The following is a 15,640-nucleotide window of genomic DNA, read 5'->3' as shown; positions in this document are numbered from 1 at the left end:
ACTACGCTGCAGGGCAGCGCCCTCTCCTGATGACGTCACCATGACCATGACAACAACCGGCATCCACCGCACTGCTCCACCCGCCTGCATCGCGCTGGCGGTGGCCCTGCTGGCCGGGTGCGGCAAGGAGGTGCCGGCCGTGCAGGAAACGGCGAAACCCCGGCTGGATACCACCGCCCCGATCGTGGAGACGGTGATGGCCAGCGGCGATGCCGACGCGCGCCTGCTGACCTTCCTGCACCAGCGCTATGGCGCCAGGGCGCGCCTGGACGGCGCCTGGAAGGACCGCTGGGAAGACACCGAGGTGGTGGCGATGCGGCCGGTGGAGCGCGCGGTCTGCGCCCGCCACAACGTGACGGTCGATGACCAGGCCCACACCCTGCTGGCGGTCTGCCAGACCATCGAGGATGCGGCGACCGTCGAACCGGGACGGGTCGACCTGTTCGTACTGCGCGACGGCGAGCGCGGTGTCGCCGGCGACAGTCAGCCGTGGCCGCTGCTGGTGGTGGACCAGCGCCTGCAGGTCAACGCCGGCAGCGATGGCGTTCCCGGTACGGTGCAGGTCGCAACGCTGGGGCCGCAGCGCCCCGCCTTCCACCTCACCCAGCGCTGGAATGGCCGCGGCGGTTCGCTGGTCGACCGCAGCTACGTCGCCCTGCACAGCAACCGCCTGCGCGAGGTGGCCCGCTACCGCGACCATCTCGACAACCTGACCCGCTACGACTGCGACAGCGATCCGGACGACTGCGACGGCACGGTCTTCAACATCGACTTCAACACGACGGTGGAGCAGCAGGCGCCCGTGGACGGCTACTGGCCGATCACCGTGCGTGGCCGCGGCCAGGACTGCGCCGGGGCGGCGCATGAGTTCCACCAGTTGATGTTCGACCCGGCAACGCGGGCCTACCAGGTGCCCGAGGCGCTGCAGCGGGACGACTGCGGCGGCAGCTGACCGGCGCGCGGCCGGGCGACCGTGCCATGCACCCGGCACCGGCACCGCGTAAAATCGCCGGTCTGCCCCCCTTACGCGAGAAGTGCATTGAAGATCCTGGTCATCGGCGCTGGCGGCCGTGAACACGCCCTGGCCTGGAAGCTGGCCCAGTCGACGAAGGTGACCGAAGTGCTGGTCGCCCCCGGCAATGCCGGTACCGCCACCGAAACCAAGTGCCGCAACGTGCCGGTCAAGGTCACCGACCTGGACGGCCTGCTCGCGCTGGCCGCCGCCGAGGGCGTGGCGCTGACCGTGGTCGGCCCCGAAGTACCGCTCGTGGCCGGCGTGGTCGACCGCTTCCGCGCGGCGGGTCACCGCATCTTCGGGCCCACCGCCGCCGCCGCGCAGCTGGAAGGCAGCAAGGCGTACGCCAAGGACTTCCTGGCCCGCCACGGCATTCCGACCGCCTTCTATGCGGTGCACACCGAGGTGGAGCCGGCCCTGGCCTATCTCCGCGAAAAGGGCGCGCCGATCGTGGTCAAGGCCGACGGCTTGGCCGCCGGCAAGGGCGTGATCGTGGCGATGACCCTGGCCGAGGCCGAAGACGCGGTGCGCGACATGCTCTCGGGCAACGCCTTCGGCGATGCCGGTGCCCGCGTGGTGATCGAGGAGTTCCTCGATGGCGAGGAAGCCAGCTTCATCTCGATGGTGGACGGCCGCACCGCATTGCCGATGGCCACCTCGCAGGATCACAAGCGCGTGGGCGACGGCGATACCGGCCCGAACACCGGCGGCATGGGTGCCTATTCGCCGGCACCGGTGGTCACCGACGAGGTGCATGCGCGGGTGATGCGCGAGGTGGTCAACCCGACCGTACAGGGCATGATCACCGACGGCATTCCGTTCACCGGCTTCCTCTATGCCGGGCTGATGATCGATGCCGGCGGCGCGCCGAAGGTGATCGAATTCAACGTCCGCTTCGGCGATCCGGAAACGCAGCCGGTGATGCTGCGCCTGCAGTCGGACCTGGTGGATCTGGTCGAAGCGGCCATCGATGCGCGCCTGGACGCCGTGCAGGCCCAGTGGGACCCGCGCCCGTCGCTGGGCGTGGTGATGGCGGCTGCGCCCTACCCCGAGGCACCGATCACCGGCGATGTGATCCACGGGCTGGATCAGGTGCCTTCGACGGCCAAGGTGTTCCATGCCGGCACGACGCTTGACGCGCAGGGCCAGGTGCTCAGCGCGGGCGGCCGGGTGCTGTGCGTGGCGGCGCTGGGCGACAGCGTGGGCGACGCGCAGGCCAATGCCTACGCAGGTGTGGCGGCGGTGACGTGGGCCAACGAGTTCCATCGCAACGACATCGGCTGGCGCGCCGTGGTGCGCGAACGCGGTTGAGGCGCTCTGCGCTTTGATGCTGGAAAGGCCAGTACACAAAAAAGCCCGGCATTGGCCGGGCTTTTCAATGCAACACCGTGCAGCCCGCGTTACGCGGTAAACAGCGCCTTCATCTTCTTCAGCGCGTTTGCTTCGACCTGACGGATACGTTCGGCGGAAACGCCGTATTCGTCAGCCAGTTCCTGCAGCGTCACCTTGCTGTCCGCGTCCAGCCAGCGACGGCGGATGATGTCGCGCGAACGTGCATCCAGCTCGGCCAGGCCTTCGCGCAGCAGCTGCAGCTGGTTGTCTTCGCTGTCGGCGCGTTCGTAGGCCATCGACGGATCTTCGTCATTGGCCATCAGATACGCGGCCGGCGACGGCGGCGCATGGTCGTCGTCGTCATCGCTGGACGCGTCGAAACCGATGTCGCGACCGGACAGGCGCGATTCCATTTCCAGCACTTCGCGCTCGGACACGTTCAGGTCCTTGGCGACCGCGCTGACTTCGGCCGCGTTCATCCAGCCCAGGCGCGTCTTGGACTTGCGCAGGTTGAAGAACAGCTTGCGCTGCGCCTTGGTCGTGGCGACCTTGACGATGCGCCAGTTCTTCAGGATGAACTCGTGCATTTCCGCACGGATCCAGTGCACCGCGAAGGACACCAGGCGCACGCCCATGTCCGGGTCGAAGCGCTTCACCGCCTTCATCAGGCCGATGTTGCCTTCCTGGATCAGGTCGCCCAGCGCCAGGCCGTAGCCGTTGTAGCCACGGGCCACGTGCACCACGAAGCGCAGATGGGAATGGACCAGCTCGCGCGCGGCGTCCAGGTCCTGCTCGTCGCGGAAGCGGCGGGCCAGGTCCTGCTCGTCATCGACCGACAGCACCGGAATCTGGTGCACGGCACCGATGTAGGCGTCCAGCGAACCGAGCGCACTGGGAATCGGGAGATTGTTTGCCACAAGGGCAGTAGACATGTTCTGGCTCATAAGGGGCATCTTAGCAGTCGGAAACTTGGACTGCTAAAGGGGAAAGAAGTTCCAGCGTTCCGTTCATGCAACGATGGCACCGATAACCCGGATAACGTACCGCGAAATGATGACAGTGGCGAGTGGCATCGAATCAACAGAATATTGCTTTTATTTCAACAAGTTGCCATGAAAACACCGGCGAACGGCGTCGTTTTTGCCTGAACGACCCGCGGGACCACGCCCATTCATCTGAAAAAAGGTTGCCCATCGTTCATCAACCGCCGGGCAGTGACCGGGGCGACCCGAGGACGGCACCGACCTGCCATTGGCCGCATCGCCTGCCGCTGATCCGGCGCGCTGCGCAGGAACCCGGGAGTCTGTCGTTGTGGCGTCGCATGCCCATGCGCAAACGCCAGGTGGCGCGCGCGATCATCGAAATGCTGAACGACTGGCTCAGTCCAGCCCGAGCTGCGCGCGCGGCGGCAGCGACCAGTCGATGGCACCGTGCCCGCGCCGGCGCAGGTACTCGTTGGCAGCCGAGAAATGCCGGCAGCCGAGGAAGCCACGGTGGGCCGACAGCGGCGAGGGGTGCGGTGCCTTGAGCACGCGGTGCCGGCCCGTGTCGATCACCTTGCCCTTCTGTTGCGCGTAGGCGCCCCACAGCACGAACACCAGACCCTCGCGCTCGCGGTTGAGCGTGTCCACCACATGGTCGGTGAAACCTTCCCAGCCACGTCGCTGGTGGGCGCCGGCATGGCCCTCCTCCACCGTCAGCACGGCGTTGAGCAGCAGCACGCCACGCTGCGCCCACGGCAGCAGGCAGCCGTGGTCCGGACGCGGCAGGCCGAGATCGGCCTCGATTTCCTTGTAGATGTTCAGCAGCGACGGCGGCACCGGCACCCCCGGCATCACCGAGAAGCTCAGGCCGTGCGCCTGCCCGGCGCCGTGGTACGGGTCCTGGCCGAGGATGACCACCTTGACCTGCTCGAACGGCGTGGCGTCAAACGCGGCGAAGATCTGCGGGCCGGGCGGGAACACCCGTGCCCCGGCGGCCTTGCGCTGGCGCAGGAAGCCGGACAGCTCGCGCATCTCCGGTCGCAGCAGCCACTCCCCGACCCGCGCCTTCCAGCTCGGCTCGAGCTGGATGCTCGGTTGTACGTCGTCGTTCATCGCACCAGGGGTTTTTCGTTGAGTCGGGCCAGCCGCAGCTGGAACAGCACCTTGGTGATCAGCAGCCGTTCTTCGATCGGCTTCTGCACCAGGTCGTTGGCACCGGCCTGGAGCAGGCCGGACTGGTTGAGCGGATTGCCATCGCCGGTCATCACCAGCACCGGCAGGCGGCGCTTGCCGTAGCCAAAGTCCACCCGCACGCGCTGCACCACATCGCGCCCGCTCAGTTCGCCCTTGAGGGTCACGTCGGTCAGCACCAGGTCGATGCGGTGGCTGCTGCGGCCCAGCGATTCGGCGGTGAGCAGCGCAAAGGCTTCCTCGGCGGTCAGCACGTGCAGTACGTTCAGGCCCTGCCGTTCCAGCATGCGCTTGGTCGCCTCGGCGACCACCCGGCTGTCTTCCACGTACAGGATCGTCGCGCCGGGAATCGTCTCCGGCTGCACGTAGCCACGGATGAAAGTGGCCAAGGCCTCATGGCCCAACGCCTTGTCGAAATAGTCGGTGACGTACTCGGTGAAGCGGCGCTGTTCCAGGTGCTGCTGCGCGTCACCGGACACCACGATCACCGGCACGTAGGCCTGGCCCGCGGTTTCGCGTACCAGCCGCGCCAGTGCCAGCCCATCGCCGTCGCTGAGCGTCAGCGAGGTGGTGACCAGACTGACCGGGCCGGCTGCCAATGCTGCGCGCGCCTCTTCGATGCTGGCGCAGCCCACCACGTCCACCGCCGGCAGCTCGCGCTGCAGCACATCGGCGATCAGTTTGCGGACCAGCTTGGAGCCGTCGACGACCATCACGCGCGGTGCGTCGTCGACCAGGTGCTTCAGGGCTTGCGGGCGCATGCGGGCCTCAGGTTTCGGTCGGACGGGTCTGGCGCAGGAAATGCCCCGTCACCAGCCACGCGCCCAGCCAGCCCAGCACCACGGTGCCGGCCAGCACGAGCGAAGAATGCAACAGGTCCAGCCCATGCAGCACAAACGGGCTGCCGTAGCTCTGCGACAGCGCGCTCAGCGGCGGGCGCAACGCCAGCCCGGCCACGCCGATCAGGCCGAGCGCGATCGCACCGGCGCCCAGGCCGTACCACGCGCCCAGGTACAGGAACGGGCGGCGGATGAAACCATCGCTTGCGCCCAGCAGCTGCAGCACGCCGATCTCGTCGCGGCGCGCCTGGATGTCCAGCCGCACCGTGTTGCCGACCACCAGCGCCGCGCCCAGCCCCAGCAGCACCGACAGGACCTGCACCAGGCGGGTGCCGAAGCCCAGCCACGCATCCAGGCGTTTGCGCCACAGCGCGTCGTGCTGCACCAGATCGGCCTGCGGCAGCCCTTCCAGCGACTGCGCCAGTCGCGCGTCATCGGCGCCTGCCACCGGCGTCACGATCAGCAGCGTCGGCAGCGGATTGTCGTTGAGCGCGTCGATGGCCTCGCCCAGCCCGGCGCTGTCGCGCAGCTCGGCGAGGCCATCGGCCGGGGTGCGCAGCGCCACGGCCGACACATCGGCGCGCCCGCGCAGCGACTCGGCCACCTGGCCGGCGCCGGCGGCATCCACGGACGTCTTCAGGAAAAGATTGATGTCGCGCGACTGCTGCACGCTGCCGGCGAAGTGCTTGAGGTTGTCCAGCGCGATCGACAGGCCCAGCGGCAGTGCCAGGGCGAGCGCCATGACCATCACCGTGAGCAGCGTCGCCCACGGCTTGCGCCAGGCGCGGCCCAGGCTGAACACCACGCTGTGGCCGTGGTGATGCAGCCACACGCCGAGGCGCGACGGTGCCGCGGCTTCTTTGTTGGTCGGTGCGCTCATTCGGCCAGGTCCTGCGGTGAGATGTCGTCGATCAGCCGACCGTGGTCCAGGATCAGCACGCGCTTGCGCATGTGCCGCAGCAGGGCCAGATCGTGGCTGACCACCAGCACGCTGGTGCCGCGTTCGGGCAACTCGGCGAACAACGCCATGATTTCCGCAGCGAGGGTGGGATCGAGGTTGCCGGTCGGTTCGTCGGCGACCAGCAGCTTGGGCTCGCCAACGATGGCACGGGCAATGCCGACGCGCTGCTGCTCACCGGCCGACAGCTGCGACGGCAGCGCCTTCTCGCGATGGCCCAGGCCCATGCGTTCGAGCACCGAGCGCACCCGCTTGCCGATCTCGGCACGGCGTGTACCGCGCAGGATCAGCGGCAGCGCGACGTTCTCGGCGATGCTGCGGTCCATCAGCAGGCGGTGGTCCTGGTAGACCGCGCCCACCTCGCGGCGGTGCCGCGGGATGTTGCCGCCGCGCACCTTGAGCAGGTTGCGTTCGTCGAACAGCACCGCGCCGCGGCTGGGCCGCTCGTCGAGGTGGATCAACTTCAGCAGCGTGCTCTTGCCCGCACCGGAGTGACCGGTAACGAACAGCATCTCGCCGGGGGCGACATCGAAGCTGACGTCCACCAGTGCCTGGTGGCCGCCGGCATATTGTTTGCTGACATTGTCAAAACGCAGGACGCTCATCCCCTGATTATGCAGGACGAGGATGGCAGCGTGCAGGTGGGGGTAGAGGTCGGGAGCGCCGGCCAGTGGCCGGCCCTGTCACCGTCGCCGGGGCTTACGACCCCGACAGCATCCGGCGGATCTTGCGACCAATGCGGGTCAGGAACGACGCGCCCGCATCCGCGGCCGGTGCGGATGCGCGCATCGGCTTGGCAGTCACCTGCACCGGGGTCACCGGCTGGGCGGCGCTGCCTTCGGCAGTCCCTTCCACCGGGCGGCCATGACGGCGGCGACGGCGCTTGCGCGGTGCGCGCTCGCCTTCGACCGCCGGGCTGGTCGCCGCCGACGGGCCATCGGCCTGGACCGGGGCCTGCGCCGGACGCGGCGCGGCGGACACACCCTCGGCGGCCGGCTGCTCGCCTTCCACACGCGGCTTGCGTTCGCGGCGCGGCTTGCCATCGGCACTGCGCTCGCCCGGACCGCGGCGTTCGCCACGGCCACCGGACGGCTTGCCGCCGCGGCTGCTGCCACCGCCACGGCGCTGCTCTTCGGCGGCACGCGCTTCGCGCGCCTCGCGGAAGATCTGGCCGACGCTTTCATTCTCGTCGCCGTCCGCTTCGCCCTCGGGCAGCGGTGCGCGTTCCGGACGCGGCAGGGCGGTCAGGATCTCGCTGGTGACCGCTTCAACCGGAATCTTCTGCTCGATATAGGCTTCGATATCCGGCAGGCCCATCGCGTAGCGCTCGCAGGCGAAGCTGATCGCATCGCCTTCCTCGCCCAGGCGGGCGGTACGGCCGATGCGGTGCACGTAGTCTTCCGCGTCGAAGGGCAGATCGTAGTTGTAGACGTACTTGATGCCGTCGATGTGCAGGCCGCGCGCGGCCACATCGGTGGCCACCAGAATTTCCAGCTGACCCTTCTGGAAGCGGTTGAGCAGGCTCTCGCGCTTCTTCTGCGGCACGTCGCCGGACAGCACGCCGACGCGGTAGCCGGCGCGCTCCAGCGAACGCGCCACGCGCTCGACGAACACCTTGGTGTTGACGAAGACCATCGTGCGCGCGCCTTCGCTGCGCGAGAGCAGGCCCAGCAGCAGCGGAATCTTCTCTTCGTCGGCCGGGAAGTAGATGCGCTGGCGCACGCGCGCGGCGGTGATCGACTCGCTCTCCACCACCAGCTTCTGCGGCTCGTTCATGTGCTCATAGGCCAGTTCCAGCACGCGGTGGCTGAGCGTGGCGCTGAACAGCAGGGTCTGGCGCGTGGTGCGCTCGGGCATCCGGCGCAACAGGAAGCGGATGTCCTTGATGAAGCCCAGGTCGAACATGCGGTCTGCTTCGTCGAGCACGCAGATTTCGCAGGCGTGCAGCGAGACCACCTTGTGCTGCTTGACGTAGTCGATCAGGCGGCCCGGGGTGGCGATGATCACGTCCACGCCCTGCTGCAGGATCTCGCGCTGCTTGTCGTAATCCACGCCGCCGTAGACCAGCGCGAAGCGCAGGCCCAGGTCCGAACCGAACTTGACCGCATCCTTGTGGATCTGGATGGCCAGCTCACGGGTCGGCGCCAGGATCAGCGCGCGGGGGTCTTCCGGCTTGCGGTCGGCCAGCGCCGGGCGGGTCAGCAGGCGGTTGACCACCGCGACCAGGAACGCCAGGGTCTTGCCGGTACCGGTCTGGGCCTGGCCGGCGACATCGCCACCGGGCAGAGCCACCGGCAGGGTCAGTGCCTGGATCGGGGTGCAGCGGGTGAAACCAGCGCCTTCAAGGCCAGCCTGCAGGGCCGGGTGCAGCTCGAAGGAGGAGAAGGTCAAATCGGTCAGCGGTTTGTCGCTCATGAGTCCGTCTTGGTAAGGCCAGCCGGCAGAGGTGCGGCTGGCTTGCAGCATTCTTGGAGGGCACCGTCGCCATTGCGGCCCCTGCGCCGGGAGGTGGCGGGGCCGGACCGGGGGTCCTGGGGCGCCGCACAATGGCGCAGTTTAGCGCAATGTCGGCGCCAAACCGGGCTCACCCGTCGCAGGCGCCTGCGAGACGCCAGAAAGGACACCGCCTTCATCGCCCCTGACGCCAGTTGAACAAGCCCCCCGGTGGGGGCTGGAAGGCGCCCTCACGGCCCGCATATCTGAGAGGCCAGCCCCGGCAGAGTGAGATGACAGTCACGGGATGCTTCTTTCCAACCCGCGCCTGTCGGCTCGCGACGATAGGGGTACACTGCCCGCCGTGCGCGTCCAGGCAACCGGCCTGACGCACCGCTGGCCGCCCACGCGGCCACGAGGCAGCAGACGGGGAAGGCGCCCACCAGGCGTCGTCCAGGTTCAACCTCCTCCGGCCTGGCCGGGTGCATTTCCAGACGAGAAACCAAGATGAGCGACAAGGTTGTACATGTCGGCGACGCCGACTTCGATAGCACCGTGCTGAATTCCAAGGAGCCGGTCCTGGTCGATTTCTGGGCCGAGTGGTGTGGTCCCTGCAAGATGATCGCCCCCGCCCTGGACGAACTGGCCGACGCCTACAACGGCCGCGCCAAGATCGCCAAGGTCAATGTGGACCAGAACCGTGCGCTGGCCGCCAAGTACCACGTGCGCTCGATTCCGATGCTGCTGGTGTTCAAGGACGGCGAAGTCCAGGCCCAGCAGATCGGCGCGGTCGGCAAGGCCCAGCTGGCCGGCATGCTCGACAAGGCCCTGGCCTGATCGCAGCAGGCAGCCGGTCGAGCCGGCTGCCCCGCGGGCCCGTCGCCCGCATGAATGACCCTGCCCCACCCGGCTTGCGCGCCGCCGCGAGCCGGTGTTAGTGTCGGCATATCCGGCCGCATTCGCGCGCCGCATCTTCTGGACGCGGTTTCTTCCAGATCCTTTCCCAACGTTCGCCGCCCTGCCGGGCGCTCGCACCTTCTAGCGAGGAATCCAGCACTTGTCCGATATCACTACTTCCGAACCCGGGAGCGCTGACGCGCCCGCCGAGAAGCGCGTGCGCAAGCCGCGTGTTGCCAAGGCCGCCACCGCGACCGACGCCGGTTCCCCCCCCGCACAACCCGTCCTGCCCCTGGCTGCCGCGCCTGACGCGCCGGCGCCGGCCGCTGCCGCTCCGGCAGCCCCGCAGGCATCGGCCCCGGCAGCGTCTGCCGGTGGCGACGCATCGCCCGCGCAGGGCGGTGGTCAGCAGGACACCGGCGACGGTGGCCAGCGCAATCAGAATGGCCGCCACCAGACCCAGCAGGGCGGGCAGAACCCGTACCAGCAGGGTCAGGGCCAGAACCAGGGCCACGGTCAGGGCCAAGGCCAAGGCAACCGCCGCGACCGTTTCCGCAATCGCCGCGACCGCAACCGCGGTGGCGATCGCTACAACGATGACGGCATGCCGCAGGACAACAACGAACCGCAGCAGCCGTTCGTGCGCAGCCAGCAGGCCAACGTGCCCGAAGGCTTCCCGGTCTACTCGCTGAGCGACCTCAAGCGCATGCCGGCGCAGAAGCTGCTGGAGATTGCCGAGCAGCTGCAGATCTCCGAAGGCGTGGCACGTGCCCGCAAGCAGGACGTGATCTTCGCCCTGCTGAAGGTGCTGACCCGCCACGGCGACGGCGTTGCCGCCGACGGCGTGCTGGAAATCCTGCCGGACGGCTTTGGTTTCCTGCGTGCCGCCGAAGCCAGCTATCTGGCCGGCCCGGATGACACCTACATCTCGCCCAGCCAGATCCGCCGCTTCAACCTGCGCACCGGCGACCACCTGTCCGGCCGCATCCGCTTCCCGAAGGACGGCGAACGCTACTTCGCGCTGTCGATCGTGGACACCATCAACGGTGAGCCGCTGGAAGCGTCCAAGAACAAGGTGCTGTTCGAGAACCTGACTCCCCTGTTCCCGCGCAAGCGCTTTACCCTGGAACGCGGCAACGGGTCGTCCGAAGACATCACCGGCCGCATCATGGATCTGATGGCGCCGCAGGGCAAAGGCCAGCGCGCGCTGATCGTCTCCCCGCCCAAGGCCGGCAAGACGATGCTGATGCAGCAGGTGGCCACGGCGATCACCACCAACCATCCGGACGTGCACATGATCGTGCTGCTCATCGACGAGCGTCCGGAAGAAGTAACTGAAATGCAGCGCACCGTGCGCGGCGAAGTCATCAGCTCCACCTTCGACGAACCGGCCGCGCGCCACGTCCAGGTTGCCGAAATGGTGATCGAACGGGCCAAGCGCCTGGTCGAGCACAAGAAGGACGTGGTGATCCTGCTCGACTCCATCACCCGCCTGGCACGCGCCTACAACAACGTGGTGCCCAGCTCCGGCAAAGTGCTCACCGGTGGTGTGGACGCCAACGCCCTGCACCGCCCGAAGCGCTTCTTCGGTGCCGCGCGCAACGTCGAGGAAGGCGGCAGCCTGACCATCATCGCCACGGCGCTGGTGGACACCGGCAGCAAGATGGACGAAGTGATCTACGAAGAGTTCAAGGGCACCGGCAACAGCGAAGTGCACCTGAACCGTCGTATCGCCGAAAAGCGCGTGTACCCGGCAATCGACATCAACCGCTCGGGCACCCGCCGCGAAGACCTGCTCATCGAACCGGAGCTGCTGCAGAAGATCTGGATCCTGCGCAAGCTGCTGCACCCGATGGACGAAATCGCCGCGATGGAGTTCCTGCTCGACAAGATGAAGAACACCAAGTCCAACGACGAGTTCTTCGGTTCGATGAAGCGCTGATCCGCGTTTCGGACGAACAGAAAAGGCCCCGCATCGCGGGGCCTTTTTTATTGGCGTCTTCAACGGCACCGCGACCACTACCCGGTAGTGCCGGCCGCTGGCCGGCTCCCCGCAATGCACGGGACCTTACGGGCAGCGCACTGCCCCAGCCGCCTTGGCCGCATCCACCGATACCCGCACCTGGGTGAAGGCCGCGGCGAACGGCCTGTCCGCACTCACCACCCACGGCGCTTCCACCGCGCCCAGGTCCACGCCCTGCCTGGCGAAGCAGGCCAGTGGCACGGTGACGGTCTGCTTCTGCCCCGGCGACATCCGGGCCAGCACCGGCGCGATATCCACGCCGCCTTCGCAGCCGGTGCCGCACTGCATGGTCACCTTCACCGCTGACGTCGGGCGCTGCACCAGCTGCACGTCGAACTGCAGCGCGCCGTCGGTACGCGCCAGCGCGCCGAGATTGCGGCGCGAGCTGCTGCGTGCGGCCAGTTGTGCGGGAGCCAGCCAGGTCACCTCCTTGGCGTCCTGCTGGGTGTTCACCTGCACGGTGCGCACCTGGACCACCGGCGCGGTCGTGGGCCAACGCAGGGTGGCATTGAGGTCGTTGCCGAGCGGCTGGGTGGCGCCGGCAGCGGCCACGTGCAGTGCGAACGGCGGAGTATCGGCACGGTTGAAGATCGGCAGCGTGGTGACCGCGCCGCAGTTGTCCGGGTTGGCTTCGGGCAGGCGGCCCACGCTGCCCGGTGCCGCATAGCGCAGGCCATAGCCGAGCGCGAACAGCGGCGGACGCTTCGGGTCGGGCTGGTCGATCGGCGCCGGACACGGGATACCCGGCCACGGGAAGCTCAGGCGGCCGCGGAAATCGTGCGCGGGTTTGCCGTTCCTGCCCGCCACCAGCACGTCGGTGATGCCCTTGCCCTCGGTGCCCGGCAGCCACGCTGCCACGAACGCCTGCGACAGGTTGAGCAGGTCGTTGGTGTACATCGGCCGCCCGGAGAAGTACACCGTGACCACCGGCTTGCCGGTCGCCTGCGCGGCACGCAGCACCGCCAGGTCCTGCGGGTAGGTACGACTGTGGCTGACGCTGTCCGAATGCAGGATGTCGCCGTTGGTTTCGGCGTAGGGCGTCTCGCCGACCACGGCCACCACCACGTCGAACTGTCCCGCATCGACGCCGGCGCCATCGGCGCTGTAGGTCACCTGCCGCGCCCCCAGTTCCGCGCGCAGCGCCCCCAGCACCGAGTCGGCCTGCGGGTAATCGGCATTGGTGTTGTCGGTGCCCTGCCACGTCAGCGACCAGCCGCCGGCCTGGTCGGACAGGCTGTCGGCACTCTTGCCGACCACCAGCACCCGCGCATCGCGGCGCAGCGGCAGCACGCTGCTCTCGTTCTTCAGCAGCACCAGCGACTCGCGCACGGCGCGCCGGGCCAGGTCGCGATGCAGCACCGCCTTGCTGTCGCCAGCGTAACGGCTGTCGGAAGGTGCGTGGTTGAACAGGCCGGCACGCAGCTTGACCCGCAGGATGCGGGCAACCGCATCATCGATGCGCGCCATCGGAATCTCGCCGCTTTCCACCTGGGCGATGGTGTTGGCGATGAAAGCCTTCCAGTCATCGGGCACCATCACCATATCGATGCCGGCATTGATCGCCTGCGCACAGCTGTCGTTGCGGCAGCCGGGCACCTGGGCGATGCCGTTCCAGTCGGACACCACGAAGCCGTCGAAGCCCATTTTGTGCTTCAGCGCATCGGTCAGCAGTGCCTTGCTGCCGTGCATCTTGCCGTAATCCATGCCGGCGGTGCGGTCGTTCCAGCTGTTGAACGAGGCCATCACCGTCTGCACGCCCTCGCCCAGCGCACCGTAGTAGCCCTGGCCGTGCACGTTGATCATCGCGGCCTTGCCGACCAGCGCCTCGCCCTGGTCGCGGCCGTGCTCGGTGGCGCCATCGCCGATGTAGTGCTTGGCGGTGGCCACCACGTTGCCGTCGTCGGCAAAGCGGCCCTGCGCGCCCCTGACGTAGGCCCGCGCATACTCGCGCACGCGCGCCGGATCGGACGAGAAGCTCTCGTAGGTGCGGCCCCAGCGCGGGTCGTGGGCCACGGCCAGGGTCGGTGCAAACACCCAGTCGATGCCCGTCGCGCGGGTGGCGCGCGCGGTCGCCTCGCCGATGCGCTCGATCAGTTCGGCATCACCGGCCGCACCGAGGCCGATGTTGTGCGGGAACAGCGTGGCGCCGTAGACGTTGTTGTGCCCGTGCACCGCATCGGTGCCCCAGATCACCGGGATGGGGGTCTTCGCATCCGTGGCCAGCGACGCTGCGCGGTAGGCATCGGCAAGACGCAGCCAGTCCGCCACCGAGGCATGCTTGTCCATGCCCGGCCACGAGCCGCCGCCGTTGAGCACCGAGCCGATGTAGTACTGCCGCACCTGCTCGGGGCTGATCGTCTTGATCTCGGGCTGGGTCATCTGCCCGATCTTCTGCGCCAGCGTCATCTGCGCGAGGATCTGCTGGACCCGTGCTTCGAGGGCCGGGTCCGGCGCGATCGCGCTGGTCACACGCGGCCAATCCTTCAGCGTTTCACCCCTGGCAGGAGCGGCCAGCGCCGGGCTGGCCAGGGCCAGCAGCAGGCAGGTGCCGAGCAGGGTCTTGGTGGGGCTGTTCACGACATCTACCTCCAGTGGGAATGGCTCGAGATCGGTATGGGCACCGCCGTCACCGACGACCACGCGCGGTGCGCGTTGTCGTCGTTGCAGTGGAATCGTGCGGGTCAGCGCCCCTGTCTGACAGCGCTGTCATACAAAGCCGCGGCAACGCTGTCAACCGCCCGCGACGCGTTGCGCAGGGCCGCGCCTGCAGTGACGGGGATCGCGGTCCACCGTGCATGTTCCTCGCCCGCCCGGGGTGCTGCATTGCCGCACGGATTGACGGGGGCGCCAAACACCATCGCGTCGTGGCAACATCCGCCTGCATCAGCAACACGGTGGTCGCCCCGGCGCACTACCATCGGCATCCGTCGACCCGCCCCCCAACAGGATCTCCCGCACCATGCGTAGTCGTATCGAGGATGTCGCCGCGGTTGCGGGCGTTTCGATCAAGACCGTGTCCCGCGTGCTCAACAACGAGCCGAACGTGCGCGTGGAAACACGTGACCGCGTGCTGGCGGCCGTCGCGCGGCTGGGCTACAAGCCCAACCTGTCGGCGCGCAGCCTGGCGGGGCAGCGCTCGTATGCGCTGGCGCTGGTCTACAACAATCCGTCGCGCAACTACCTGATGGAGATCCAGAACGGCATGCTGGAGGCGTGCCACGCCCATCACTACAACTTGATCCTGGGGCCGGTCGGCACCGGCCGGACGACCCTGCCCGACCTCGCTGCGCTGTTCGAGAACTCGCGCCCGGATGGCGTGGTGCTGATTCCGCCACTGACCGACGACGCGGTAGTGCTGTCCTATCTGGAAGAGCACGAGATTCCCTTCACCAGCATCGCACCGCGCCACCCGGACGGCCGCATCGGCGTGCGCATGGACGAAACCACCGCCGTGGTCGAGCTGATCGGCCATCTGGTCGCACAGGGCCATCGGCGCATCGCGCACATCAAAGGGCCGCGCGCGCATGGCGCCTGCCAGTGGCGGCATGCCGGCTATCGCAAGGCGCTCAAGGATGCCGGCATCGCCTACGACCCCACGCTGGTGGTGAATGGCGAGTTCTCGTTCGAGTCTGGCGTGGTGGCGGCCAATGCGCTGCTTGATCTGGACCCGCCGCCCACCGCGATCTTCGCCGCCAACGACGACATGGCCGCTGCGGTATTCCGTGTGGCCGGCCAGCGCGGCCTGCGCATTCCGCGCGACCTGTCGGTCTGCGGCTTCGACGACACGCCCATCGCTGGTCACATCTACCCGGCATTGACCACCGTGCGGCAGCCGACCTCGGCGATGGGCCAGCTCGCCACCGAACAGCTCATCGAACGCATCCGCTCGCCCGAAGGCGGCCGCATGGTCACGGTGGACCATGCGGTGCTGATCCGCGAATCGACCCGTGCGCCGCGACGGCGCTGAGC

General features: G+C 68.1%; 12 protein-coding genes. 5 read left to right on the top strand and 7 right to left on the bottom strand.

What is annotated here, in order from left to right; translation table 11 throughout:
* The first annotated feature begins 40 nt into the window (after positions 1–40).
* The gene (locus tag ACPEH8_RS11190; RefSeq protein ID WP_166473514.1) at positions 41–952 is read left to right on the top strand and encodes a hypothetical protein; all 912 of its coding nucleotides are present in this window, start codon (positions 41–43) and stop codon (positions 950–952) included.
* A gap of 87 nt (positions 953–1,039) precedes the next feature.
* Positions 1,040–2,326, top strand: a complete 1,287-nt coding sequence (gene purD, locus ACPEH8_RS11185) for a phosphoribosylamine--glycine ligase (protein ID WP_017354636.1) — start codon at positions 1,040–1,042, stop codon at positions 2,324–2,326.
* A gap of 89 nt (positions 2,327–2,415) precedes the next feature.
* On the opposite strand, the gene rpoH is transcribed toward purD, so the two are convergent.
* The 6 genes from rpoH to rhlB all read right to left on the bottom strand — a co-directional run bounded on the left by rpoH (position 2,416) and on the right by rhlB (position 8,733).
* Positions 2,416–3,291, bottom strand: coding sequence for an RNA polymerase sigma factor RpoH (gene rpoH / locus ACPEH8_RS11180; protein ID WP_017354635.1), 876 nt, complete (start codon positions 3,289–3,291; stop codon positions 2,416–2,418).
* Positions 3,292–3,726: 435 nt separating this feature from the next.
* On the bottom strand, positions 3,727–4,443 hold the full coding sequence (gene ung, locus ACPEH8_RS11175; RefSeq protein ID WP_136004567.1) for a uracil-DNA glycosylase: 717 nt from the start codon (positions 4,441–4,443) through the stop codon (positions 3,727–3,729).
* The gene (locus tag ACPEH8_RS11170; RefSeq protein ID WP_017354633.1) at positions 4,440–5,282 is read right to left on the bottom strand and encodes a response regulator; all 843 of its coding nucleotides are present in this window, start codon (positions 5,280–5,282) and stop codon (positions 4,440–4,442) included. Before ACPEH8_RS11170 ends, ung begins: the two co-directional genes overlap by 4 nt.
* A gap of 7 nt (positions 5,283–5,289) precedes the next feature.
* On the bottom strand, positions 5,290–6,240 hold the full coding sequence (gene ftsX, locus ACPEH8_RS11165) for a permease-like cell division protein FtsX (RefSeq protein ID WP_423666765.1): 951 nt from the start codon (positions 6,238–6,240) through the stop codon (positions 5,290–5,292).
* The gene (ftsE, locus tag ACPEH8_RS11160; protein WP_017354631.1) at positions 6,237–6,923 is read right to left on the bottom strand and encodes a cell division ATP-binding protein FtsE; all 687 of its coding nucleotides are present in this window, start codon (positions 6,921–6,923) and stop codon (positions 6,237–6,239) included. Before ftsE ends, ftsX begins: the two co-directional genes overlap by 4 nt.
* A gap of 94 nt (positions 6,924–7,017) precedes the next feature.
* Complete coding sequence (gene rhlB, locus ACPEH8_RS11155; RefSeq protein ID WP_136004571.1) at positions 7,018–8,733, bottom strand: ATP-dependent RNA helicase RhlB; 1,716 nt, start codon at positions 8,731–8,733, stop codon at positions 7,018–7,020.
* Between the two features lie 525 nt (positions 8,734–9,258).
* Between rhlB and trxA the strand changes: the two genes are divergently transcribed.
* Complete coding sequence (trxA, locus tag ACPEH8_RS11150; protein WP_136004572.1) at positions 9,259–9,588, top strand: thioredoxin TrxA; 330 nt, start codon at positions 9,259–9,261, stop codon at positions 9,586–9,588.
* A 220-nt stretch (positions 9,589–9,808) separates the two neighbouring features.
* The gene (rho, locus tag ACPEH8_RS11145; protein ID WP_423666762.1) at positions 9,809–11,590 is read left to right on the top strand and encodes a transcription termination factor Rho; all 1,782 of its coding nucleotides are present in this window, start codon (positions 9,809–9,811) and stop codon (positions 11,588–11,590) included.
* Positions 11,591–11,716: 126 nt separating this feature from the next.
* On the opposite strand, the gene ACPEH8_RS11140 is transcribed toward rho, so the two are convergent.
* Positions 11,717–14,248, bottom strand: a complete 2,532-nt coding sequence (locus tag ACPEH8_RS11140; RefSeq protein WP_423666760.1) for a glycoside hydrolase family 3 N-terminal domain-containing protein — start codon at positions 14,246–14,248, stop codon at positions 11,717–11,719.
* Positions 14,249–14,630: 382 nt separating this feature from the next.
* Between ACPEH8_RS11140 and ACPEH8_RS11135 the strand changes: the two genes are divergently transcribed.
* Positions 14,631–15,638 carry a LacI family DNA-binding transcriptional regulator gene (locus tag ACPEH8_RS11135; protein WP_017354587.1) on the top strand — a complete coding sequence of 336 codons (1,008 nt, stop codon included), beginning with the start codon at positions 14,631–14,633 and terminating at the stop codon, positions 15,636–15,638.
* The last annotated feature ends 2 nt before the right edge of the window (positions 15,639–15,640 follow it).

The organism is Stenotrophomonas sp. NPDC077461 (assembly GCF_049545475.1).
In the GTDB taxonomy this organism is placed as follows: domain Bacteria; phylum Pseudomonadota; class Gammaproteobacteria; order Xanthomonadales; family Xanthomonadaceae; genus Stenotrophomonas; species Stenotrophomonas nematodicola.
This window is presented reverse-complemented; position numbering and strand designations above follow the sequence as displayed.

What these genes read in the sequence shown, in the direction of transcription:
- ftsE (WP_017354631.1), bottom strand. Translation starts at nt 6,923, where the DNA reads ATGAGCGTCCTGCGTTTTGACAATGTCAGCAAACAATATGCCGGCGGC.
- ACPEH8_RS11170 (WP_017354633.1), bottom strand. Translation starts at nt 5,282, where the DNA reads ATGCGCCCGCAAGCCCTGAAGCACCTGGTCGACGACGCACCGCGCGTG.
- ACPEH8_RS11135 (WP_017354587.1), top strand. Translation starts at nt 14,631, where the DNA reads ATGCGTAGTCGTATCGAGGATGTCGCCGCGGTTGCGGGCGTTTCGATC.
- rpoH (WP_017354635.1), bottom strand. Translation starts at nt 3,291, where the DNA reads ATGAGCCAGAACATGTCTACTGCCCTTGTGGCAAACAATCTCCCGATT.
- ftsX (WP_423666765.1), bottom strand. Translation starts at nt 6,240, where the DNA reads ATGAGCGCACCGACCAACAAAGAAGCCGCGGCACCGTCGCGCCTCGGC.
- ung (WP_136004567.1), bottom strand. Translation starts at nt 4,443, where the DNA reads ATGAACGACGACGTACAACCGAGCATCCAGCTCGAGCCGAGCTGGAAG.
- trxA (WP_136004572.1), top strand. Translation starts at nt 9,259, where the DNA reads ATGAGCGACAAGGTTGTACATGTCGGCGACGCCGACTTCGATAGCACC.
- ACPEH8_RS11190 (WP_166473514.1), top strand. Translation starts at nt 41, where the DNA reads ATGACCATGACAACAACCGGCATCCACCGCACTGCTCCACCCGCCTGC.
- rhlB (WP_136004571.1), bottom strand. Translation starts at nt 8,733, where the DNA reads ATGAGCGACAAACCGCTGACCGATTTGACCTTCTCCTCCTTCGAGCTG.